This is a genomic window from Streptomyces longisporoflavus, from assembly GCF_014649775.1.
In the GTDB taxonomy this organism is placed as follows: domain Bacteria; phylum Actinomycetota; class Actinomycetes; order Streptomycetales; family Streptomycetaceae; genus Streptomyces; species Streptomyces longisporoflavus.
In genome coordinates, this window is record NZ_BMTR01000010.1 from 85760 (window position 1) to 107241 (window position 21482).

At 72.1% G+C, this 21482-nt stretch carries 19 protein-coding genes and 2 tRNA genes; 8 read left to right on the forward strand and 13 right to left on the reverse strand.

Annotated features, from left to right (window positions below; translation table 11 throughout):
* Positions 1–6: 6 nt before the first annotated feature.
* The 3 genes from IE226_RS21200 to IE226_RS45090 all read right to left on the reverse strand — a co-directional run bounded on the left by IE226_RS21200 (position 7) and on the right by IE226_RS45090 (position 2925).
* Entirely contained in the window at positions 7–1617 is a 1611-nt protein-coding gene (locus IE226_RS21200; protein ID WP_190082882.1) for a sensor histidine kinase, read from the reverse strand.
* Positions 1614–2375 (reverse strand): response regulator transcription factor, encoded by a 762-nt coding sequence (locus IE226_RS21205; protein WP_190082883.1) that lies wholly within the window; start codon positions 2373–2375, stop codon positions 1614–1616. The genes IE226_RS21200 and IE226_RS21205 overlap by 4 nt, the downstream gene beginning before the upstream one ends.
* A 73-nt stretch (positions 2376–2448) precedes the next feature.
* Positions 2449–2925 (reverse strand): GntR family transcriptional regulator, encoded by a 477-nt coding sequence (locus tag IE226_RS45090; RefSeq protein WP_308429505.1) that lies wholly within the window; start codon positions 2923–2925, stop codon positions 2449–2451.
* Between the two features lie 173 nt (positions 2926–3098).
* Between IE226_RS45090 and IE226_RS21215 the strand changes: the two genes are divergently transcribed.
* Positions 3099–3392 carry a hypothetical protein gene (locus IE226_RS21215; RefSeq protein WP_190082884.1) on the forward strand — a complete coding sequence of 98 codons (294 nt, stop codon included), beginning with the start codon at positions 3099–3101 and terminating at the stop codon, positions 3390–3392.
* Positions 3392–3679, forward strand: coding sequence for a hypothetical protein (locus tag IE226_RS21220; protein ID WP_190082885.1), 288 nt, complete (start codon positions 3392–3394; stop codon positions 3677–3679). Before IE226_RS21215 ends, IE226_RS21220 begins: the two co-directional genes overlap by 1 nt.
* Before the next feature lie 32 nt (positions 3680–3711).
* Here the strand turns inward: IE226_RS21220 and IE226_RS21225 are convergent, their stop codons facing one another.
* The 5 genes from IE226_RS21225 to IE226_RS21245 form a co-directional block, all read right to left on the reverse strand.
* Positions 3712–4014: an antibiotic biosynthesis monooxygenase family protein gene (locus IE226_RS21225; RefSeq protein WP_308429506.1), complete on the reverse strand. Its 303-nt coding sequence runs from the start codon at positions 4012–4014 to the stop codon at positions 3712–3714.
* 199 nt (positions 4015–4213) lie between these two features.
* The gene (locus IE226_RS21230) at positions 4214–5083 is read right to left on the reverse strand and encodes a DUF2797 domain-containing protein (protein WP_190082887.1); all 870 of its coding nucleotides are present in this window, start codon (positions 5081–5083) and stop codon (positions 4214–4216) included.
* Positions 5084–5111: 28 nt separating this feature from the next.
* A complete protein-coding gene (locus tag IE226_RS21235) occupies positions 5112–5726 on the reverse strand; it encodes a hypothetical protein (RefSeq protein WP_190082888.1) in 615 nt (204 codons plus the stop codon).
* A gap of 73 nt (positions 5727–5799) precedes the next feature.
* The gene (locus tag IE226_RS21240) at positions 5800–7101 is read right to left on the reverse strand and encodes a DUF7224 domain-containing protein (protein ID WP_190082889.1); all 1302 of its coding nucleotides are present in this window, start codon (positions 7099–7101) and stop codon (positions 5800–5802) included.
* Positions 7101–7943 carry an ATP-binding cassette domain-containing protein gene (locus tag IE226_RS21245; protein WP_229871390.1) on the reverse strand — a complete coding sequence of 281 codons (843 nt, stop codon included), beginning with the start codon at positions 7941–7943 and terminating at the stop codon, positions 7101–7103. Before IE226_RS21245 ends, IE226_RS21240 begins: the two co-directional genes overlap by 1 nt.
* 183 nt (positions 7944–8126) lie before the next feature.
* Between IE226_RS21245 and sigJ the strand changes: the two genes are divergently transcribed.
* From sigJ to IE226_RS44895, 4 genes are all read left to right on the forward strand, one after another.
* The gene (gene sigJ, locus IE226_RS21250) at positions 8127–9077 is read left to right on the forward strand and encodes an RNA polymerase sigma factor SigJ (protein ID WP_190082890.1); all 951 of its coding nucleotides are present in this window, start codon (positions 8127–8129) and stop codon (positions 9075–9077) included.
* 129 nt (positions 9078–9206) lie between these two features.
* The gene (locus IE226_RS21255; RefSeq protein ID WP_190082891.1) at positions 9207–10421 is read left to right on the forward strand and encodes an NAD(P)/FAD-dependent oxidoreductase; all 1215 of its coding nucleotides are present in this window, start codon (positions 9207–9209) and stop codon (positions 10419–10421) included.
* Between the two features lie 242 nt (positions 10422–10663).
* Complete coding sequence (locus IE226_RS21260; RefSeq protein ID WP_190082892.1) at positions 10664–11593, forward strand: ANTAR domain-containing protein; 930 nt, start codon at positions 10664–10666, stop codon at positions 11591–11593.
* A 132-nt stretch (positions 11594–11725) separates the two neighbouring features.
* Positions 11726–12340, forward strand: coding sequence for a DUF6221 family protein (locus IE226_RS44895; RefSeq protein WP_190082893.1), 615 nt, complete (start codon positions 11726–11728; stop codon positions 12338–12340).
* A 43-nt stretch (positions 12341–12383) separates the two neighbouring features.
* Here IE226_RS44895 and IE226_RS21270 read toward each other — a convergent pair whose 3' ends face one another.
* The 4 genes from IE226_RS21270 to IE226_RS21285 form a co-directional block, all read right to left on the reverse strand.
* Complete coding sequence (locus IE226_RS21270; protein ID WP_190082894.1) at positions 12384–13154, reverse strand: ANTAR domain-containing protein; 771 nt, start codon at positions 13152–13154, stop codon at positions 12384–12386.
* 55 nt (positions 13155–13209) lie between these two features.
* Positions 13210–13899, reverse strand: a complete 690-nt coding sequence (locus IE226_RS21275) for a GAF and ANTAR domain-containing protein (RefSeq protein ID WP_190082895.1) — start codon at positions 13897–13899, stop codon at positions 13210–13212.
* A 200-nt stretch (positions 13900–14099) separates the two neighbouring features.
* Positions 14100–14172: transfer RNA gene (locus IE226_RS21280), tRNA-Arg, on the reverse strand.
* Positions 14173–14363: 191 nt separating this feature from the next.
* Positions 14364–14454: transfer RNA gene (locus IE226_RS21285), tRNA-Ser, on the reverse strand.
* 213 nt (positions 14455–14667) lie between these two features.
* Between IE226_RS21285 and IE226_RS21290 the strand changes: the two genes are divergently transcribed.
* Both IE226_RS21290 and IE226_RS21295 read left to right on the forward strand, forming a co-directional pair.
* Positions 14668–15120: an SSI family serine proteinase inhibitor gene (locus IE226_RS21290; RefSeq protein ID WP_190082896.1), complete on the forward strand. Its 453-nt coding sequence runs from the start codon at positions 14668–14670 to the stop codon at positions 15118–15120.
* 180 nt (positions 15121–15300) lie between these two features.
* A complete protein-coding gene (locus tag IE226_RS21295; protein WP_190082897.1) occupies positions 15301–19737 on the forward strand; it encodes a hybrid sensor histidine kinase/response regulator in 4437 nt (1478 codons plus the stop codon).
* 55 nt (positions 19738–19792) lie between these two features.
* Here the strand turns inward: IE226_RS21295 and IE226_RS21300 are convergent, their stop codons facing one another.
* A complete protein-coding gene (locus tag IE226_RS21300; RefSeq protein WP_190082898.1) occupies positions 19793–21442 on the reverse strand; it encodes a long-chain fatty acid--CoA ligase in 1650 nt (549 codons plus the stop codon).
* Positions 21443–21482 lie beyond the last annotated feature (40 nt).

The following is a 21482-nucleotide window of genomic DNA, read 5'->3' on the forward strand; positions in this document are numbered from 1 at the left end:
GGTCTGTCAGGCCTGTGTGGTGAGGCTGTGGCCCGCCTGTGAGTGCCGCGACGGGCCGCTGACCTGCTCCGATACTGCGGGCAACGCGACCGTGAAGACCGTACGGCCCGGCACGCTCTCGACTTCCACACCGCCGCCGTGGGCCTCGACTATGGCCTGTACGAGGGCGAGGCCGAGCCCCGTTGAACCCGCGTTGCGGGAGCGTGAGGCGTCGCCGCGGGCGAAGCGCTCGAAGACGTGGGGGAGGAGGGCGGGGGCGATGCCGGGGCCGTTGTCCTCGACCTCCAGGCAGACGCCGGGTCCGGCCCGCCGCACGCGGGCGGTGACCTTCGTGCCCGGTGGTGTGTGCGTACGCGCGTTGGCCAGCAGATTGACGACGACCTGCTGGAGACGGGCCGGGTCGGCGAGGACGAGCGCGGGCTCGTCGGGCAGCTCAAGGGCCCAGTAGTGCCCGGGGCCCGCGGCCCGCGCGTCGCTCACGGTGTCCACGACCAGCGGCGAGAGATCAGTGCTCTCGTACGAGAGCGGCAGTCTGGCTCCGGGTCGGCCGGGCGTCCCGGAACGTGTCCCGTCCCGCCCCTCGTCCCGCCCCTCGTCGAGGCGCGCGAGCAGCAGCAGATCCTCCACGAGCCCCGACATCCGCTGTGCCTCGGACTCGATGCGCCCCAGCGCGTGCCGCGTGTCAGGACCGGTCGACTCCCGCCCCCGGCGCGTCAGTTCGGCATAGCCGCGGATCGAGGCCAGCGGCGTACGCAGCTCATGACTGGCGTCCGCGACGAACTGACGTACCCGCGTCTCGCTCTCCTGCCGCGCGTGCAGCGCGGAGTGGACGTGGTCGAGCATCCGGTTGAGCGCGGCGCCCACCTGCCCGACTTCCGTGTTCGGCTCCGTGTCGGGCACGCGCTCGTACAGCGCCACCTCGCCGCTGTGCAGCGGCAGTTCGGATACGCGCGTGGCGGTCGCCGCGACCCGGCGCAACGGGCGCAGGGCGACGCCGACCATCACCGCGCCGGTGAGCGAGGCCGCGACCAGGCCCGCGGCGGTGACGCTGACCTCGACGATGATCAGCGTTTCGAGGGTGTTCTGCACCTTCGCCGTGGGGATGCCGACGAGGAAGTCGCCGTTGGGCCCCGCCGTGTACACCACGCGGTACTCGCCGAGGCCGGGGATGTCGGCGTTGTGCTCGTCCCCGTCGCGCGGCACGGACCCGAGCGCGTCCGACTGCGCCCCGTCGAGCTGCTCGGTCTGCGGCTCGATGCTGCCGCTGTCCGACTCGTTGCTGACCAGGGCCTGACCGACCGAGCCGTCGTCCTCCACGACGGCGCCGATGGTGCCGAGCTCCTGGGGCCCCTTGGAGACGAACCGCAGCGGATCGTTCGCCGCGTCCTCGTCCCCGTCCCCGGACAGGACGCCGGGAAGCTCGGCCCCCGGCTTCGGCATCGGCCCCGACGCCCGCATCGCCACGGCCGCGAGCGACTTGTCCAGCTGGTCGTACAGATGCGAGCGCAGCGCGATGGTCGTCACCGTGCCGATCACCGCGCAGACGACGGCGATCAGCGCCACCGCCGAGACGACGAGCCGCGTCCGCAGCGACCGCGGCTGCCGCCGCCGCGTCATGAGGCGGCGGCCACCTCGGTCGAGGGCGCGGCCTTGATCAGGTAACCGGCTCCGCGCCGCGTGTGGATCATCGGCTCACGCCCGGCGTCGATCTTCCTCCGCAGGTACGAGATGTAGAGCTCGACGACGTTGGCCTGGCCCCCGAAGTCGTAGTTCCACACGCGGTCCAGGATCTGCGCCTTGCTGAGCACGCGGCGCGGGTTGCGCATCAGGAAGCGCAGGAGCTCGAACTCGGTGGCGGTGAGGTGGATGGAGTCCCCGCCCCGCGTGACCTCGTGACTGTCCTCGTCGAGGGTCAGATCCCCCACGGCGAGTACGGACTCACTGCGCCGGTCGGCGGCCCCCGCCCGGCGGATGAGGCCGCGCAGCCGCGCGACGACTTCCTCCAGGCTGAAGGGCTTGGTCACGTAGTCGTCGCCCCCGGCGGTGAGACCGGCGATGCGGTCCTCCACGGCGTCCTTGGCCGTCAGGAACAGCACCGGGACGTCGGGCAGCTCGCGCCGCAGCCGTCCGAGTACGGCGAGGCCGTCCATGTCCGGCAGCATCATGTCGAGCACGACGGCGTCGGGCCGGAAGGCACGGGCGGCACGGACCGCGCCGGCGCCGTCCCCCGCGCTGCGGATCTGCCAGCCCTCGTAGCGCAGGGCCATCGAGAGCAGCTCGGTCAGCGAGACCTCGTCGTCGACGACGAGTACGCGGACGGGGCTCCCGTCCGCCCTGAGCAGTTCGGTACGCCCCTGGGGCGAGGTCGTAGTCATGCCGTACAGGTTGCGGGGCGGCCGTGAGAGGGAGCTTTCGGCAACCTGTGAATTCCCTGAGAAACGGGGTGAGCTACAGCCGGGGCCCGGCGACGAACGAGCCGAGGCCGACCTCGGCTCGGACGAGACCCTCGTCCTTGAGATGGGCGAGCACCTTCTGGGCGGTGGAGGTCGCGATCTCAAACTCGGCGGACAGTTCCAGTGCGGACGGCACTCGCGACCCCACGGGATAGCTGCCGTCGGTGATACGCGCGGCGATGGCTGCGGCGACCTGGCGCCAGGCAGGCTGAGTGTCCTCGCTTTCAGCGAGTCCCTTGGACGGGGAAGCAGGGGAGACGAAAGAGCCGAGACCCGACTCGGTGTAGGTCAGCCCCTTCGCGCGCAGCCCCGTGAGCACCTTGTGCGCGGTCGCGTTGGCGATGCCGAACTCGGCGGTCAGCTGGACGACGGACGGCACACGAGTGCGCGGGGGATATGTGCCGTCCTCAATCCGGTTTTGGATCACCTCGGCTACTTGGCGCCAGCGAGGCTTGTCTGGGGCGAATTCCATCACCACACCATGGTGGGCATGCCATGCACTCCAGTGCGATTCAGGGAATTGTTCAGTTAGCCCTAGCATGCTCCGGTGAACCTCCGATACCGTGACGGAAGCCAAGACCCCCGCGACGGAGGCAACCGTCCGGGGGCACGGCCATCAGCCACCCAAAGCAAGGAACTGACGACATGACCGACCTTATCCGCCGCCTCACCGCCTGGGCGAGACTCCTCCTGGCCCCCAGCCACGCGCCCATGGCAACCGCCCCCGCACCGCCAGTGCGACCAGACCCGCAACCAGCCACCCCCCGCAGCCGCTACGGCCTCGACTCCCTTCTCCCCCTCGCCGGTGAGGCAACCCGCCCCGTACGTCCCTACCTCACCGCCCACGAACAGCTAAGCCGCCGACGCGAATTGCTGCTGGCCACCTTCGGGGTGGACGCCCCGGGCCCCTACTGGATCCACGGGATGGAGATCGCCTGATGGATGACGACGCCGACGACTTCATCAGCCCCGCCCGCCTGCTGCCCTGGCCCGGCCCCGAGGGCAAGCCCTGCTACTTGATCGGCGACGCCACCGGCCCCGTGTCCCGCGTCGCCGACGCCATGGAGTCCGTTCAGCTGGGCATGGGCGGTGAGCTGCTCACGTACGCGCGCGGCATGATCCCCGACGCCTCCGAGACCGAGATCCGCTACCTGGCCCAGCGCTTGACCGAGGCGCTCCAGGACGCCCTGCGCGTAGCGGAGAGCCGGGGCCTGAGGCTGCGCTGACCCGGTGGCAGTACGGGTGTTGCAAGGCTCGGCTACGCACCCCGCTCGAAGGCGTAACTCCGCTCCACCTTGGCGACGTGGACGACGTACTTCTCGTACCACTCGCTCCGCCCCCGCTTCTGCGCCGTGCGGTGTTCGGTGTTGCCGCGCCACTGCTTGATCGCGTCCGCGTCGCGGAAGTAGCCGACCGTGATGCCGAGTCCGCCCGGCGTACGTGCGGACTCGATGCCCAGGAAGCCCGGTATGGAGGTGACGAGTTCCTCCATGCGGTCGGCGGTCTCGGCGTAACCGTCGTCGTGGCCGTCTTCGGCCTCGGTTCTCAGGGAGGTGAACACGACGGCGTAGTAGGGAGGTTCAAAAGGCTGGACAGGTGTGGCGGGCGCGACAGGTACGGCAGGCGCGACAGGCGTAAGAGGCTGATCACTCATGTACACAGACTTGGCCGCGCCCCGCCCGCCTGTCCACCCTCCGGCCACCTTCATTGCCGTACGGGCAGCGAGACTTGACCATCCGGTCAGCGAGCAGGGTCCGGGCTCAGAAAAGGCCGCCCTGGATCACAGGCACCTCCCGTACGGGCACAGTCGTACGCCCCGCGTCCCCCGCGCTCTCCGCCCCTTCGAGCCGCCACCCCCGCAGCAGTCGGCTGTCGAGCACGATCAGTCGGCCGCCGTCGTCGAGATACAGGTCGGGCCCGGCCACCGCGACGAGATCCCCCCGCACCACGCCGCCGTCGACGAGTTCGGTGACGGCGAATCCGCCGCCGGCGCCCGCGAGACGCTCGACCCCGAACGCCTCGCCGTGGTCGACGACGGCCGACGGGACCCGCTCCAGGGACTCGGGCCATCCGTCGAGGGCGAGGGCGAAACCATGCAGACGTTCCAGCTCGTGCCGCCGCTCCTCCACGTCCGGCAAGGCGGCCCTGACGGCGCGCTTCCTGGCGTACGAGATCCGGTCCGGTACCCCGAGTGCGACGCGCAGCAGTTCCTCGGCCCGCCGAGCCGCCATCAGGGGCCCGCGCCCCAGCCAGGCGAAGGCGACGGCTCCCTGTTCGAGGAGGCGGGCCGGGCCCCGCTCCTCGCGGGTGATCCCCACCTTCACGAGGCCCGCCCCGAACCAGGCGAGGTAGACGCGGTAGGTGCGGGGATCGTCGGCGATGGTGTCGGCGGCCACCGAGTGCGCGCGGTCGAGACGTGCGCAGTCGGCGCAACGGGCCTGCGTCCCGCGCGCCGGGACGGCGGCTGCGACGGGGCAGGGGTTGCCCCGCGCGCCCACGCACTGTCGCCTGCCCACGGCACGGAACCCCATCCGCCGGCCCACGACCAGCGGACTGACCTCGCCCCGCTCCCACACGAGCACGGGCCGCTCCTGGTCCGCCCAGCTCAACCCCGCACTGCGCCACTCCATAGGGCCAGTTTCGCGCAAGCTCCGCCTTCTACTGCTCCGCCCGCTCCGTCCGCCGAGGCCGCCCCGTGGCGGCGGCGACCACGCCGGTCAGCCAGAGCAGCACGGCCACCGCGGCGGCCGACGTACTGGACGACGCGTGCAGCGACCAGGCCCACGGTTCCGGGGTGTTGTCGCTGTCCACGCCGAGCAGCAGGGTGGGCCCGAACATTCCGAGCGGCAGCAGCCAGGCGAGCCCGCTGCCGAAGAGGCGGGCGCTGATCATGCCGAGGCCGAGATAGCCGACGACATTGCGGGCAGCCGAGCCGAACACCTCCGCGGTCGCGCCGGTGAGCAGCGGCAGCGCGGTGAGGCCGAGGGCCAGGGCGAGCAGCACCACCAGGTACCCGCCCCGCAGGCGGCTCATCGGCTGGGCGGCGGTCTGCTCCAGGTCGGCCATCGGCGAGAACAGCGTGGTGGCGAGGACCACCGCGTGGGCGAGCGGCACGATCTCCGCCACCGGCACGCTGAAGTCGACCAGATAGCGGAACTCGGGCACCGCCACGCGCTGCCCCGCGAACGCGGTCGCCGCCAAGGCAATCAGGAGCGCGACGCCGGTGGCCCGGAGCAGGCCACGGCAGCGTACGAAGGCGACGACCGCGCTCACTCGGGGGTGCCCTTCGGTTGGGGGGCTCCGCACTGCCCGGGGGCCCCGCACGCCCGGGGGCTCCGCGCGGGGCTCACCGCGGCGGCTCCGGGACCGGGCGGCAGGCGCGGATGTCCCCGGCCGCCGTCTCGATCCACGCGTCCTGCTTCGCGGCGGGGGCCCCGGTGACGCGGGCGAGCACGCGGCCGAACTTCTCGCCGTAGTACTCGCCGGGCGCCCCGGCGCGGTCCCGGATGACGGCCTCGAAGAGGAACGTGTCGGGGAAGCCGCCGGTCTGCTTCAGCGGGTGAGCCTCGCAGTCGGCGGACTCGGGCTGGGGTAGCGCCGCCGCGAACAGCGCGTCGGTCAGGTCGGCCTCGGTCTCCGCGGGCGTCATCAGGGACAGTTCGGCGACGGGCCCCGCGGGCCGCTTCAGACCGCTCGCGTAGAAGGCGCGGTTGAGCCCTTCAAGGGTGCCGAGTCGTTCGTCGACGGTCTTCACCGCGGCGCGGGCCCCGGGCAGCAGATGGCGGTCCTCCGGCCACAGGCACACCTTCGTACGGCCGCTGGTGGCGCAGAGCGGCTGCGCGGGCTGGGCCTTGCGTACCGCCCAGTACGAGTCGGGCGTCGGCGTACGGAAGGCCACAAGCGCCCCGCCCGCGACGACGGCCGCCACGACGAGCGCCCCGAGGGCGACGGGACGCGGGGCGAGTGACGCACGGCGCCGCAGCGCGGGCAGCGCGGTGAGCAGCAGGCCAAGGGCCAGGCACCAGGCGAAGGCGATCAGCATGCGCGCCGTGTTGGGCTCGAACTCCGAGCTCCAGAACTCGTCTATCGCCGGAAACAGCTTGGCCGGCGGGGTGTCGGGGACGAACGCGACGAAGACGAAGAGCGCGTACCAGAGGATGCCCGCGAAGGGGGCGACCACGCGGGACGGCAGCGCCGAACCGATCGCGACCCCGGCGGCGATCTCCAGGCCCAGCATCCCGGCCCCGAGCAGCAGCGGCGTCCAGGCGGGCTCGCTGACGTCGCTGACCTCCGCGGTCCGCGAGAACGCGACGGCCACGAGGACTCCGTACGCGAGCAGCGCCCACAGCCACACCGCGAGCCAGAGCAGCAGCGCCTGCGCCCAGCCGCCGCGGGCCGCGGTGTCGGCCCAGACCCTCGTTCGGTGCCGGAAGGCGCGGCCCGCTCCCCAGGCGGCTGCCGCGCTCGTCACCGGGCCCATCACGATCACCGAGTAGAGCTGGACCCGGAGGCTGGTCTGGGTCCACCAGCCGATCCAGTCGCTCTGGGCCGGGCTCTCGGCGGTGAAGTAGTACACGCCGATCGCGCCCATGAGCGCGGCGGCCCCCTTGGCCTCGCCGCGCCGCATCTCGGTAAGGAGCACACGCATCAGGTGGCCACCGCTTCTGTCCCGGCCAGATGCAGATAACCGGCTTCCACGGCTCCGCCGTCGATTTCCTTGCCGTCCTTGCCGTCCTTGCCGTCCTTGCCGTCCTTGCCGGGCGCGCCCCCGTCCGGGAGCGCGCACAGCTCGGCGACTGTCCCCGTGAAGCGGACCGAACCTTCGATGAGGACGGCGACCCGGTCGCAGACATGGGCGACGTCCTCGGCGAGGTGGGTGCTCATCACCACGGCCGAGCGCTCGCCCAACTCCTGGATCAGCGCGCGGAATCCGACGCGCTGGGCCGGGTCGAGACCCACGGTCGGTTCGTCGAGGAGCACCAGGGCCGGTTCGTTGACCATGGCCTGGGCGATACCGACCCGGCGCAGCATTCCGCCGGACAGAGCGCCCATCTTCCGGTCCGCGTGCTTCTCCATCTGGACGAGGCGCAGCGCGTCGAAGGCCCGCTCGCGGCGCTGGGCGGCGGGCACCTTGCGCAGCCAGGCCGCGTACTCGGTGAACTCCAGGACGGTGAAACGGGGATAGAAGCCGAAGGACTGCGGAAGCACCCCGATCCGCTGCCGGAGCCGCTGTATCCGCGCACGCCCCGGGGCCTCGTCACCGAGGAGGGTGACGGTCCCGGACTTCGGCCTGCGTGCCGTGCTCAGCAGGGACAACAGGGTGCTCTTGCCCGCTCCGTTGGGGCCGAGCAGCCCGGTGACCCCGGACGGGAATTCGAGGGAGACGTCGTCGAGGGCGATCGTGGATCCGTACCGGACGGTCACCGCCGCGACCGACGCGACTGCCTCGACTGCCGCGACTGCCTCCACACCTGCCCGTCCCGCGGTCACCGTGATCACCCCTCCAACAGGCAGGACGTACTTGGTCGTTGATCACGCTAGGTGTGGAATGTGCGGCTCCGCCGGTTAAAGCTCCATTAGTGCCGACGATCACACCGAGCCGGCCCGTTGCTTGCCCGGACCGCGGATGTTGTTGTCCGCACGCGGACGCAGGTCAGTGGCTAGGATCCGGGCATGGCTCTGACCATGGACGACGTGGACCGCTTCGAGGCCGCGAGGCCCCGCCTGGAGGCCATCGCCTACCGCCTCCTCGGCTCGTCGAGCGATGCCGAGGACGCCGTGCAGGACACCTTCCTGCGCTGGCAGGCCGCCGAGGTCGACCGCATCGAGGTCCCCGAGGCCTGGCTGACCAAGGTCCTCACCAACCTCTGCCTCAACCAGCTCACTTCGGCCCGCGCCCGGCGCGAGACGTACGTGGGCGAGTGGCTGCCCGAGCCGCTGCTCGCCGGTGACCCCATGCTCGGCCCCGCCGACACCGCCGAGCAGCGCGAATCACTGTCGTACGCGGTCCTCAGGCTGATGGAGCGCCTCTCGCCCGACGAGCGCGTGGTGTACGTGCTGCGGGAGGCCTTCGGCTATCGGCACCGGGAGATCGCCGAGATCCTCGACATCACCGAGTCCGCGGGTCAGCAGCTCTTCCACCGCGCCAAGAAGCGCGTCGCGGAGGGCAGGGCCCGCACCACCGAGATCGACGAGGCCACGGCCAAGCGGATCGTCGAGGAGTTCCTCGCGGCCGCAACCAGCGGCCGGACCGAGCCGCTGGTGCGGCTTCTCACCGCGGACGCCGTCGCGATCGGCGACGGCGGCGGGAAGGTCCCGGCGCGGGCCAAGGCGTTCGAGGGCGCTGTCGCGGTCGCGAAGTTCATGCGGGGCCTGTTCAAGCCGAGCCAGGCCAAGCGCGCCCTCGTCGGGGGTTCCCCCGAGGCCTACGTCACGACCGCCAACGGCGCCCCCGCCATCGTGGCGGTCCTCGACGGCCGGGTCGTCGGCATCATGTGCCTGGAGATCACCGACGACGGCATCGCCGCGTTCCACAACCAGGTCAACCCCGACAAGCTCGAACGCGCGACCCGGCGGTGGGCGAGCGCCGACCACGGGGAGCCGGCACTGCGCGAGGCCTTCTGACGACGACGCATGACCGTGTGACGTGCTTCACATTCTGTTCCTGTCAGGAAACGGCGGGCTGCCCGGTTCAAGGGGCGAAACCCGCTGAAGAGCCGATTCAGAGGCTTCAGAGCTGACAGGAGCCAGACCATGCAGCAGCACCGGATCATCGTCATCGGAGCCGGATACACCGGAGCCATCGCCGCCGGGCGCCTCGCCAAGCGGCTGCACCGCGACGACGTCGCCATCACCCTCGTCAACCCCGAGCCCGACTTCGTCGAGCGCGTCCGCATGCACCAGCTGACGGCCGGCCAGGATCTCAGGCCCCGGCCCTTCGGCGAGATGTTCGCGGGCACCGGCGTCGAGCTGAAGCTCGCGAGGGTCACCGCGGTCGACGCCGACCGCAAGACCGTCACCGTCACGGCGGTGGACCAGGCCGGACCGGGCGAGGACGAGGAGTTGGAGTACGACACCCTCGTCTACGCCCTCGGCAGCGGCTGGAGCACGGGCGGCGTCCCCGGAGTCGCCGAGCACGCCCACCAGATCGCGAGCCGCCCCGGAGCGCTCCGGCTTCGCGAGCGCCTGGCCGCCCTCGGCGCCGGGGAGACCGTGGTCGTCGTCGGCGGCGGACTCACCGGTCTGGAGGCCGCGACCGAGATCGCCGAGTCCCGGCCTGACCTCGACATCGCCCTCGCCGCCCGCGGCGGTCTCGGCGACTGGCTCTCGCCCAAGGGCCGCGCCCACGTACGGAAGGTCTTCGGCAAGCTCGGCATCACCGCGTACGAGCAGGCGGCGGTCGCCGAAGTGCGGGCCGACGGCGTCACCACCACCGACGGCACGACCATCCCGGCCGCGGTCACCGTGTGGACCACCGGCTTCGCGGTCCACCCGATCGCCCGCGCCAGCACCCTGGAAGTCACCGACTCCGGCCAGATCGTGGTCGACCGGACCATGCGCTCGGTGTCGCACCCCGACGTGTACGCGGTCGGTGACGCGGCCATGGCGATGGGCCCCGGCGACAAGCCGCTGCGGATGTCGTGCGCCACGGGCACCCCCATGGCATGGCAGGCCGCCGACGCCATCGCGGCGCGCCTGACCGGCGGGAAGATCCCCAAGGTCCTGCTGCGCTACTTCAACCAGTGCATCTCGCTGGGCCGCAAGGAGGGCCTGATCCAGTACGTCACCGCCGACGACCGCGCTGTCCGGGCGGCCCTGACGGGACAGCTCGCCGCGTTCTACAAGGAGCTGATCTGCAAGGGCGCGGCCTGGGGCGTCGCCAACCCGTTGATGGGGATGCCGGGCCGCCCCCGCCGTGTCGTGCAGGGACAGCCGCAGGAGCGCGCGGCCGTCAGGACGCCGGCCTGAGCCCGGCGGGGTTCCGGCCTCTCGCGGACGCCCCCGGACCAGCTCCGGGGGCCGCTTGCGGGTGTGCCGTCGCTGGTGTCCACGCCGGTGTCCCCGCTGGTGTCCATGCCGGTGTCCATGCCGGTGCCGCTACCGTGCGGCTTTCGCCGTTGGCGTGTTCCGCTTCCGCGAGGGCGCGTAATCTGCCGGTCACGGAACGTGCCGGTCTGCGCGTCTGCCGCTCCGGCAACCGGAGGATGAGGATGAACAGGGAAGAGAAGATCACCCGCACGTTCCTGGCACTCGCCGACACCCTGGCGGATGACTTCGACGTAATCGACTTCGCGGAGCAGCTGGCCCTCTGCTGCCGTGACGTCCTCGACATCACGGATGCCGCTGTCCTGCTGGCCTCCCCCGAAGCACCGGCCTCTCCACGGAATTCGACCTCCCCGGAGAACGGGCCGACCTCCCCGGAGAACGGTTCGGCCTCCCCGGAGATCCGGCCGGCCTCCCCGGAACCCAACCTCTACTGCCCGGCAGCGCTCACCGGCGGCCCTTTCGACGCCGGTGCCGCGGATGCCGCTGATGACGCTGCTGCCGCTGATGCCGCGCACGCCGCCGACGCCGCCGACGCCGCCAAGGCCGCCGTACTCGACACGGCCCTGCGCGAAGGCCCCACCGTCGAGGCCTACCGCACCGCCACCGCCATCACCCCCGGGTACCTCGGCAGCGCCCCCACCGCCTGGCGCGACTTCACCCTCCGGGCCCGCGCCGCCGGCTACACCTACGCCGGTGCCGTACCCCTGCGGCTGCGCCAGAAGACCCTCGGCAGCCTGCTGTTGCTGCGCACCGGCCACAGCCCGATGCCGGCCGCCGATCTCGCCCTGGCACAGGCCTTCGCCGACGCCGCCGCCATCGGCCTGCTCCACGCCCGTTTCATGCAGGAGGCCGGCACCCTCAACGAACAGCTCCGCAAGGCCCTGCACAGCCGCATCCTCATCGAGCAGGCCAAGGGCTACCTCGCCGCCCGCCGCGGCATCTCTCCCACGGACGCCTTCGAGACCTTGCGCCGATACGCGCGCCACCACCGCTTGCGGCTGGCCGCGGTGGCCCAGGAGGTCATCACCACGGGCGACCTCCCCCGCGCTCCGTCCGCCGCCGGAGACCCGGGCCGGGAAAGTCCGATCTCGTAAGCACGGATGCGCTCAACTAAAAGGGGGGGCAGGATGCACGGCACGGCCGACGCCGCAGGACTCGCCGGATTGTACGAGCGCTGTGATCGGCTGCTGCGCTCAGTCGCGGAGACGCGGGCCAGGGCGCGCAGGGTGCGGTCCGAGGCGGTGGAGGCGCGGCTACGGTCGGAGCACTCCCGCGCCGACCGCGCGGAGATGCTCTCCTCGCGCTCGCCCTCGCCCTCGCCCTCGCCCTCGCCCTCGCCCTCGCCCTCGCCCTCGCCCTCGCCCCGACGCGAGCAGAACGCGAGCCTGCCCGCCCAGCCCGGCGCCCCGTCGCCCGGACCGCCCCGGCCCCCTGAACCGCCCTCGCCCGCGCCCTCGCCCTCACCCTCGCAGGGCACGGCGGCGGCCGTACGCCTCACCGCCCTGGCCGCCTTCGTGCACTCCCGCCTGGACGAGGAAGAGGCGGCGGCGGACCTCTTCCACGAGGCGGACTGCCGGGCAGGCCACGAGGCGGACTGCCGGGCAGCCGAGGCACCCGCCACCCACGACACGCCCCGCTGCGGCTGCCGTACCCCGCGCCGCATCCACCAGGAGATCGCCGCCCGCAGGGGCATCGCCCGCATCAGCGAGGCCGCCGTACGCGAAGCCGACCACGACGACGCCGACTGGCCCCGGAGCGAGATGGACGCCCTTCAGGACCTGCGGGCACTCGCCGTGGCCTACGAACTGCACCGGCTGTGGCAGGAGGAGTGGCGTCCATAATCCCGCACAGCAGCCGCCCGCAGGGTGAACGGACCGGCCGCACTTACTCGTTCGACGCGTCCTCGGCGGGGCAACACGGAGAGGCGGCGGACGGCGGCTCCGGCAGACTGCCGGTCTCGACGACATGCCGGGCGACGTCGGTGAGCAGGAGGCGATGGCGGCGGGCATGGCGGCGCATGGCGGTGAAGGCGTCGTCGAGGGAGATGTTGCCCCGGGCGGCGAAGAAGCCTTTTCCCTGTTCGATGGTGACGCGGCTGTGCAGGGCGGCGCTGAGCTGACTGTCCAGGGTTTCGCCGTGCCGTACGGAGCGGGCGTGGAGCAGGCCGATGGTGGCCGCGTCGGCAAAGGCCTGAGCCATGGCGAGGTCGTCGGCGGGCAACGGGCTGTCGGTGGCGCGCAGAAGCAGCAGACTGCCGATCGTCTCCTCGCGCAGCCGCAAGGGGACGGCACTGGCGTACGTGTAACCGGCTTCGCGGGCGAGCGGCGTGAAGTCCTGCCAGCCGGCGCGCTCGTGGGCATGGGCGTGGGCGAGATTGCCCGGGCTGACGGCGGCGGAGGTCCGGTAGGCGTCCAGGGCCGGGCCTCCGGTCAGCGCGAGTTCCAGCACCTTGCTCAGGGCGGGGCCGGGATCGCACGGGGCGGGGCTGTACAACTGCGGGCCGGGGTAGGCCAGCAGGACGGCCGCGTCGGCGACGGCGAAGATGTCGCGGCACCGGACGGTCAACTGGTGCAGGAAGTCGATGACGTCGAAATCCGCGACGAGGGTGCCTGCGAGTTCGACGAAGGTTTCGGCGATCTTTCGTTCTCGGCTCATGCCTTGACTCCTCGGCGCACGATCGCCCTGCTGAGGCACGCGCCTGACGGGGGCTTCACGACGGCAGTGCCCGGAGAATCTCGCGGGCGACTTCGGTCAGGGGGAGACCGGACGCGAAGGCCCGGGCCCGCATGCGGACCAACGCCTCCTCCATCGGCACGCCGAGCTGGTAGCTGAGCACTCCGGTGGCCTGATGCACCTCCGCCCGGTGCAGCTCGACCACCCCGGCCTCGCCGGCACCGTCGACACCGCCGGCGGCAGCCTCCTCACCCGGCCGCCACGCCAGCAGCCGGCCGGTCAGCGCGTCGGCCACCCGCAGCCCGTCCGCCTCCTGCCGCGCGGTCAACGGTCCCGGCGACCCGCGGTATCCGGTCAGGGTCCCGCACCGCACTGTCCCCGACCGGATGGGCCAGACGAAGAGCGCCCCCACGCCGAGAGCCCGGGCCGCGGCCACGAACTGCGGCCAGCGTTCGCCTGCGTACGAACCGAGATCCGGTACGTGACACGGCCCCTGGCCGAACTTGCCGAACTCCTTCTCCATGCCGGGTCCCTGCCCCAGCGTGAACTGTGCGTCCTCGAGCCGCGCACTGATCTCATCGCTGAACCACACCAGTTCCGACCCCCACCGCAGGGATACGGCGATGCCCTCCAGCCCCAGCGCGTGCGCACACCGAACCGCCCACAAGCGGTGCTCTCCCGCCTCGACGGCCCGCTCAAGACCGACGAGCAGTTCCCTCACAGACACCCGGTACTCCATCGCTGAACTCCCCCGGGGCGGGCGTAACGCCCCCGGGAAGGGGGCGGGCGTAACGCCCCCGGGAAGACGACCACGTTCCGTGTCCGCAAGGTTACTCGTCACCCGAACGCCACGACCGCCTTCTCCCAAGGAAGCCCACCAAACACCGAAGGCCCCGTGGATTCCTCCACGGGGCCTCTGGTCTGCTGTGCACTCGGCAGGATTCGAACCTGCAACCTTCTGATCCGTAGTCAGATGCTCTATCCGTTAAGCTACGAGTGCTTGATTTTTCTTTTGTGTGCCTTCGCTCCCCGGCCTTTCGGCCCGTTCGCGGCGACAGGAAGAACATTACATGACCACCGCCGCCATGTGAAATCCGTTTGCCGCACCGCTTGCGACCTGCGGAAACACGCCTCCGGGCGGGGAAACGCCGAAGCCCCGGTCCAGGGGACCGGGGCTTCGGGATCTTGCAGCGGAGGCGGAGGGATTTGAACCCTCGATGGGATTTAAGTCCCAAACCGCATTAGCAGTGCGGCGCCATAGACCGGACTAGGCGACGCCTCCAGCTTGCACACCTGCGCGAGCGCGGGGGGTGCGTGCAGATGATGACACAGCCGGGCGGCGTGTCACCAATCGCGGCTCTCACGGTACTAGCCGGGCGGCCCGCAGGGCAAAGCGCCGCCCGCCCCCGCAACGTCACGGCGTCAACGACGTTAGACGCGGCAGAGCCCGTACGTGTTCGCGTACCCGGCATCCCGCACCCAGTGGAGCCCCGTCATGCTGCGCCGTCTCGTTCTCACCGCCGCCGCGTCCCTCGCCGCCCTGTCCGCCGCGCCCGCCGTCGCCGACGCCGGCCCCGGCCCCCTCCCCCTGCCGTCGCAGCTGACCGGGGCGACCCCCGACCGGCTGACGGTGAAGGTCACCGACGCCGGGGAAGGGCTCAACGGAACGTACGAGCTGGAATGCCACCCGACGGGCGGCACGCACCCGCGCGCGCAGGAAGCGTGCGAGAGGCTCGACCAGGAGAGGTGGGGCCGCGACGCCTTCGCGCCCACGCCGGCCGACGCGAACTGCACCATGCAGTACGGCGGCCCCGCCACCGCGCGCATCACCGGTACGTGGCACGGCCGCCCCGTGAACGCGACCTACGACCGCAAGAACGGCTGCGAGATCTCCCGCTGGAACAACATGGTCCCCGTCCTGCCGGAGGCCGGTGCATCCGGTGCGTAGAGACCCGTCGTGACCAGGGGCTACGGAAGCCTCACATCTTCTGCGTGCGACCTCCCTCTCATCCGGCGTCGCGCTCGCAACCTCTCCCCGTAGACTCCCTTTCGTGACACGCCACGGGCCACGCGGCAAAATGGCCCGGGCGAGTCGGCAAGCAGCAGTAACCAGGGAGGAAGCGTCGTCGTGAGCAGCAGGCCATCCCGAGGCGCTGCTCGCCTCGCAGCCATACTCGACGCGCTCCCGGACGCGTTGGTCCTCGTGAATGCCAACGGGACCGTCGTGAACGCGAACGCGATCGCGCTCGAGGCGTTCGAGACGCCGGGCACCGCCCTCGTGGGGCGCGGGCTCCTCGATCTGTTGCCGGAGTTCGACTCCCGGCTCATTCCCGGATCGATGCGCAGGCCCGATTCCATCGACGAGCGCGGGCGTACGAAGCCGAAGCGGATGATCGCGCGCCGCACGGACGGCACCGAGTTCCCCGTCGAGGTCACCAGCTCGAACCTCGAAGACATCCGGGACGCCTACGACAATTACGGCTACACCGGCAACGAGTTGCTCATGCTCGTCGTACGGGACCTTTCGGGCGCCGTGGACACCGAGGCCGAACTCGCGCGCTCCCAGCGGCAGACGGAGATGATCCTGCGCGCCGCCGCCGAGGGCGTCGTCGGAACGGACACCGAGGGCCGGGTCGTCCTCGTCAACCCGGCCGCCGCGCAGATACTGGGCTTCAGGGCCAGCGATCTCGGCGGGCAGGAGCTGCACCACCTGGTGCTGCACTCCCGCGCCGACGGCGAGCCCTTCCCCTACGAGGAATCCCCGCTCGCCGACACGCTCCGCTCCGGGCGCAAGCACCGGGTGCGCGGGCAGGTCCTGTGGTCCAAGAGCGGCGAACGGGTCGCGGTCGACCTGACGACGGCGCCCGTACGGGACGGGGACCAGCTCGTCGGCGCGGTCATGACGTTCACCGACCGGCGTCCCTACGACGCGCTGGCCGAGGAGCACCAGGCCGCGCTGGAGCAGCACGCGCAGGAGATGCAGGCCGCGACGGAGCGGCGTGCGGAAGAGCTGCGGGCCGCCACCGAGCGGCACGCCGCGGAACTTGCCGCCCTCGCCGAGCAGCGCGCGGAGGAGATCGCCGCCGAGCAGGAGCGGTACGCGGCGCTCGCCGAGCGCGAGAAGGACCGGTTCGAGGAGCTCGTCGAGAGCGAGAAGACGCGGTACGACGCGCTGGCCGCGCGGCACGAGCAGCTGCTCGCCGTGCTCGGGTCGTCCCTGCGGGGTCCGCTCGACGAGCTGCGGCGCGAGCTTTCGGCTCTCGCCGCCGACGACGCCGGGCAGTTGTGGCCCGAGGCGAATCAGGTCCTTCATCACCTTTCGGCCGGGTACGCGCGCATCACCACCCTCGTCGACAACGTCCTGGGCTTCCAGCTGCTCGACTCGGGCACGGAGCAGCTTTCGCGCGTGAACGTCATGCTCGACGCCGTCGTCGCGAGCGGCGTGGAGGGCGCGATCGAGCTGATCGGGCCCGGCCGCGCGCAGTTCGCGGTGCACGCGCCGCCGATCGAGGTCGAGGTGGACCCGGGGCGGCTCGCCACGGCTCTCGCCCACTTGGTCGCCGACGTGGCGGGCATCGACGCCACGGGCAACGCGCGCGCCGGTGTGGCGCCCGCGGCCGTACCCGCCGGCGGGTACGTCGACTCGACCGTGGTGGTGGCCGCCGCTCAGCGCGGCGAGGTCGTCCGCATCGAGGTGCGTGGGCCGTACGCCGGGGGAGACCCGGTGCACGAGCCGATCGTCCGCGGCATCGTGCGGGCACACGGCGGCGTGCTGCAGACGCATGAGGTGCCGGGGATGAGCGGCAGCGCGTACGTCCTTGAGGTGCCGATCGGGGCGGGGGGCGGCGCCGTCGCTGCGGCGTCCGCCCCCGTCCCCGCCCCTGAGGTGACGGGGGGCGTGGGTGGTTCCGCTGAGACCGGTGGCTCTGTCGGGTCTTCCGTCGGCGGTTCTGTCGGGTCTTCCGTCGTGGTGCCCGCGCAGGCTTCTCCCGCTACCGGTGGCGGTCGGCGCAGGGCCCGGCGGGCTGCGGGGCCGTCGGTTGATTCGTTCCTGGAGAGTTCCGTTTCCGGCGAAGACGGCGCCGGGGGCGGGGTTTCGCCCAGTGGGACCGGGCGGCGGCGCGGGCGGCGTGCGGCGGAGGCTGCCGAGGCTACTGAGACTGCTGGGGCTGCCGGGACTGTTGGGACTGCTGAGGCTCAGATCGCGGCTTCCGCGGAGGTGCCCGGGGCGACCGAGGGTGCGCAGGTTTCCGGTGGTACGGGACGGCGGCGTGGGCGGCCCAGCGCTGCGGAGGGCTCTGCGGCTGCGGGGTCCGTCGGTTCTGTAGTGACTGCTGCCGAGCATGCGGCAGGGTCCGCTGCTCTGGGGGCGACCGTGCCGCCGCAGGGTGTACCGGTTCCGGCGGGCGGGGTGGCCCCCGCTGCCGGGCAGCGGGCACAGCGTGGCGATGACCAGTTGGCGTTGCCGCCCGCGTTGCCTTCGGGTGGTGTCGGGTCGGCCGTGGCTGTTGCCGGGGATACGGGCGAGGGCGACGGCGAGGGTTCGCAGAGGCCGACCGGGCGGCGCCGTCGTGCGCTGGCCGCCGCCAAGGAGCGGGCCGCTGCCGAGGAGGCTCCCAGCGGGCGGGTCTTCGCGCTGCCGCCGGCTTCCGCCGATCAGGACGACACGGGCCGGCACGAAGCTGCCCTGCACGAAGCTGCCCCGCACCACCCTGCCGACGACCACACCCCGCCGCAGCCTCACCCGGCTCAGGCGCCTACGGGTCGGCGCCGGTCGCGTCCGGTGCCGGGTGCTCCGGCCGTTCCGGGTACTCCGGGTGCTCCGGGTGTCCCAGGCGCCCCGGCTGCTCCGGGTGTCCCGGAGGCTCCCGCTTCTGGGCCTGCGGCTGCGCCTGCACCGGCTCCGGCTCCGGCTCCGGCTCCGGCTGCCGGTACAGCGGCGCAGGAGACCCCGGCCGCCGGGACTCCCTCGCAAGCCACCACGTACGCCGAAGGCACTCCCGCGCGCGGCGTCCACACGCCCGGCCGGGGCGTCGCGCTCCCGCCCGAGCGCGGGACCCGGGCGGCGGCTCAGGCAGCGGCCCAGACACGGGCCGCGCAGCCGCTGCCCGCCGAGGCCGCGCCCGGCGACCCCAACTCGACGCAGGGGCGCTCCATCAGCGTGCGCACGCTCGGGCAGGGTGTGCCGTTCGGCCAGCAGATCACCGAGCAGCAACAGCAGCGTCGGCGGGGACTTCAGCAGGGCCAGGGGCAGGGGCAGGCTCCGGCTGCGGCCCCGCAGAGTCCGCAGGCCCCGCAGTCTCCGCTCCCCCCGCAGGCGCCCCCGCCTCCGGCTCCAGCCCCAGCTCCGCAAGCATCTGCCCCCGCACCGGGACCCGCGCCCGCGACCGTACCGGACGCGCCGCAGTCCACCGCGGCCCCGCTGCCGGAGCCGGCACCGGCGCCGCCCGCGGCTCCGGCGCAGTCGCACACTCTCGGTGGGTCCGTCAGCGGCTCGGGGCGTAGGCGCAGGCTGTCCACTCCCCCTGGCTCAGCGGGGTCCGCGGCGTCCGCGGGCTCCGCAGGCCCCGCTGACTCCGCAGGCGACGACCGCCCCGAGACCGCTGCCCGTCCGCACCCTCAGGCGCAGTCCCAGGCGCAGGCCCACACGCAGGCCCACATGCCGGGGCAGACGCCGGGTCAGCCACAGTCACGTATCGCGTCCTCCTCTGAGGGCGCGGGCCGCTCGTACGCGATCGGTGCGCCGGACGAGGACGCCGATGAAGGCCCGGAGCCGCTGGACGGCCCCGGCGGCGCGGTCGAGGTCGCCAACCGGCCCCAGCCGCAGCCCATGGACGACGAACTGCCGCCCGAGCCGCTGGACAACCCGCGCCGTCTGCTCGTCTGGCCCGCGCCCGACGTCACCACGCAGCAGGCGCTGAGCGACCGCGGCTACCGTCCCGTCATCGTGAACTCCCGCGAGGAGGTCGACGCGCAGATCGCGGCGTTCCCCGCGGCGCTGTTCGTGGACCCGCTGACCGGGCCGATCACGCGTACGGCCCTGCAGTCGCTGCGCACGGCCGCCGTTGCCGCCGAGGTGCCCGTACTCGTCACGGCGGGGCTCGGTCAGGCGACGCGCGAGGCCGCGTACGGTGCCGATCCCGCCGTACTCCTGAAGGCCCTCGCGCCCCGCGACAGCGAGCAGCACCCGCCGCGCGTCCTGCTCATCGAGGAGCACGAGGAGATCGCGTTCGCCCTGACCGCGACGCTGGAACGGCGTGGCATGCAGGTCGCACGGGCCGAGAGCGACGCGGACGCGGTGACGCTCGCGGCGCAGATGCGGCCGAACCTGGTGGTGATGGACCTGATGCAGGTACGCCGCCGCAGGGCCGGAATCATCGACTGGCTGCGCGCGAACGGCCAGTTGAACCGCACTCCGCTCGTCGTCTACACCGCCGCCGTCGACGAGACGGAGCTGCCCCGGCTCGCGGCGGGGGAGACGGTGCTGTTCCTCGCGGAGCGCTCGACGAGCGGCGAGGTGCAGGACCGGATCGTGGACCTGCTGGCGAAGATCGGCACGAACTAGTCCTCGGAGCAGGCCTGACAGCGGCGTATCGCACGCTGCTGTCAGGCCTCTCGCGTCAGAGCTTCGTGACGTCCAGCTCCCCGGCCGCGTACTGCTTGCGCAGCACCTTCTTGTCGAACTTGCCGACGCTCGTCTTCGGCACCGCCGGCACGATGGCCCAGCGCTCGGGCAGCTGCCACTTGGCGATGGTGCCCGAGAGGAAGTCGCGCAGGGCGGCGTAGTCGAGGGTCGAGTCCTCCTTCAGCACGACCGTCGCGAGCGGGCGTTCGCCCCACTTGTCGTCGGGTACGGCGACGACCGCCGCCTCAGCGACCTCCGGGTGGGCCATGATCGCGTTCTCCAGCTCGACGCTGGAGATCCACTCGCCGCCCGACTTGATGACGTCCTTCGCGCGGTCGGTGAGCGTCAGGAAGCCGTCGGCGCTGATCACGCCGACGTCGCCGGTCTTCAGCCAGCCGTCCTCGCTGAACTTGTCCTCGGGCTTGAGGTCCTCGCCCGCCGCGCCGCCGTAGTAGGCGCCCGCGATCCACGGTCCGCGGACCTCCAGCTCGCCCGCCGACTCGCCGTCCCACGGCAGGTGTTCGCCGCCGGGTCCGACGAGGCGTGCCTCGACGCCGGTCGGGAAACGGCCCTGGGTGAGGCGGTAGGCGAACTCCTCGTCCGTGCCGAGGGCCTTGGCCGGCGGACGGGCGACCGTGCCGAGCGGGGAGGTCTCCGTCATGCCCCAGGCGTGGCAGACCCGCATGCCCAGCTTGTCGAACGCCTCCATCAGGGAGGGCGGGCAGGCCGAGCCGCCGATGGTGACCTGGCCCAGCGAGCTGACGTCGCGCGGCTTCGCGGAGAGTTCGGCGAGCAGGCCCTGCCAGATGGTGGGGACCGCGGCGGCGTGCGTGGGCCGCTCCGTCTCGATCATCTCGGCGAGCGGGGCGGGTTGCAGGAAACGGTCCGGCATCAGCATGTTCACGCCGGTCATCAGGGTCGCGTGCGGCAGGCCCCAGGCGTTGACGTGGAACTGCGGTACGACGACGAGCGTGGTGTCCGCGTCCGTCAGGCCCATGGACTCGCTCATGTTGACCTGCATGGAGTGCAGGTAGATGGAGCGGTGGGAGTAGACGACGCCCTTGGGGTCGCCGGTGGTGCCGGAGGTGTAGCACATGGCGGCGGCCGTGCGCTCGTCGAGCTCGGGCCAGTCGTAGGCCGTGGGCTTGGCGGCGATCAGGTCCTCGTACTCGTGCACCTGAGCCTGTATCCCGGCCAGCGGCGAGCGGTCGCCGGGGCCCGAGACGATCAGGTGCTCGACGGTCGGCAGCTGCGGGAGGAGGGGTGCCAGCAGCGGGATGAGGGAGCCGTTGACGATGATGACGCGGTCGGCCGCGTGGTTCACGATCCAGGTCAGCTGGTCGGCGGGCAGCCGGAGATTGAGGGTGTGCAGTACGGCGCCCATACAGGGGACCGCGAAGTAGGCCTCGACGTGCTCGGCGTTGTTCCACATGAACGTGGCCACGCGCTCGTCGCCGTCGACCCCGAGGTCCTCGCGCAGCGCGTGCGCCAGCTGGGCGGCGCGTTCACCGATCTCACGGAAGCTGCGGCGCTGCGGAGCGGCTTCGCCGGTCCATGTCGTGACCTGCGACGACCCGTGCACGGTCGTCCCGTGCCGGAGGATGCGGGTGACGGTCAGTGGTACGTCCTGCATCGTGCTCAGCACGGCGTCCTCCCGGTGGGCGCGCGGCATTCATCCGGGGCGG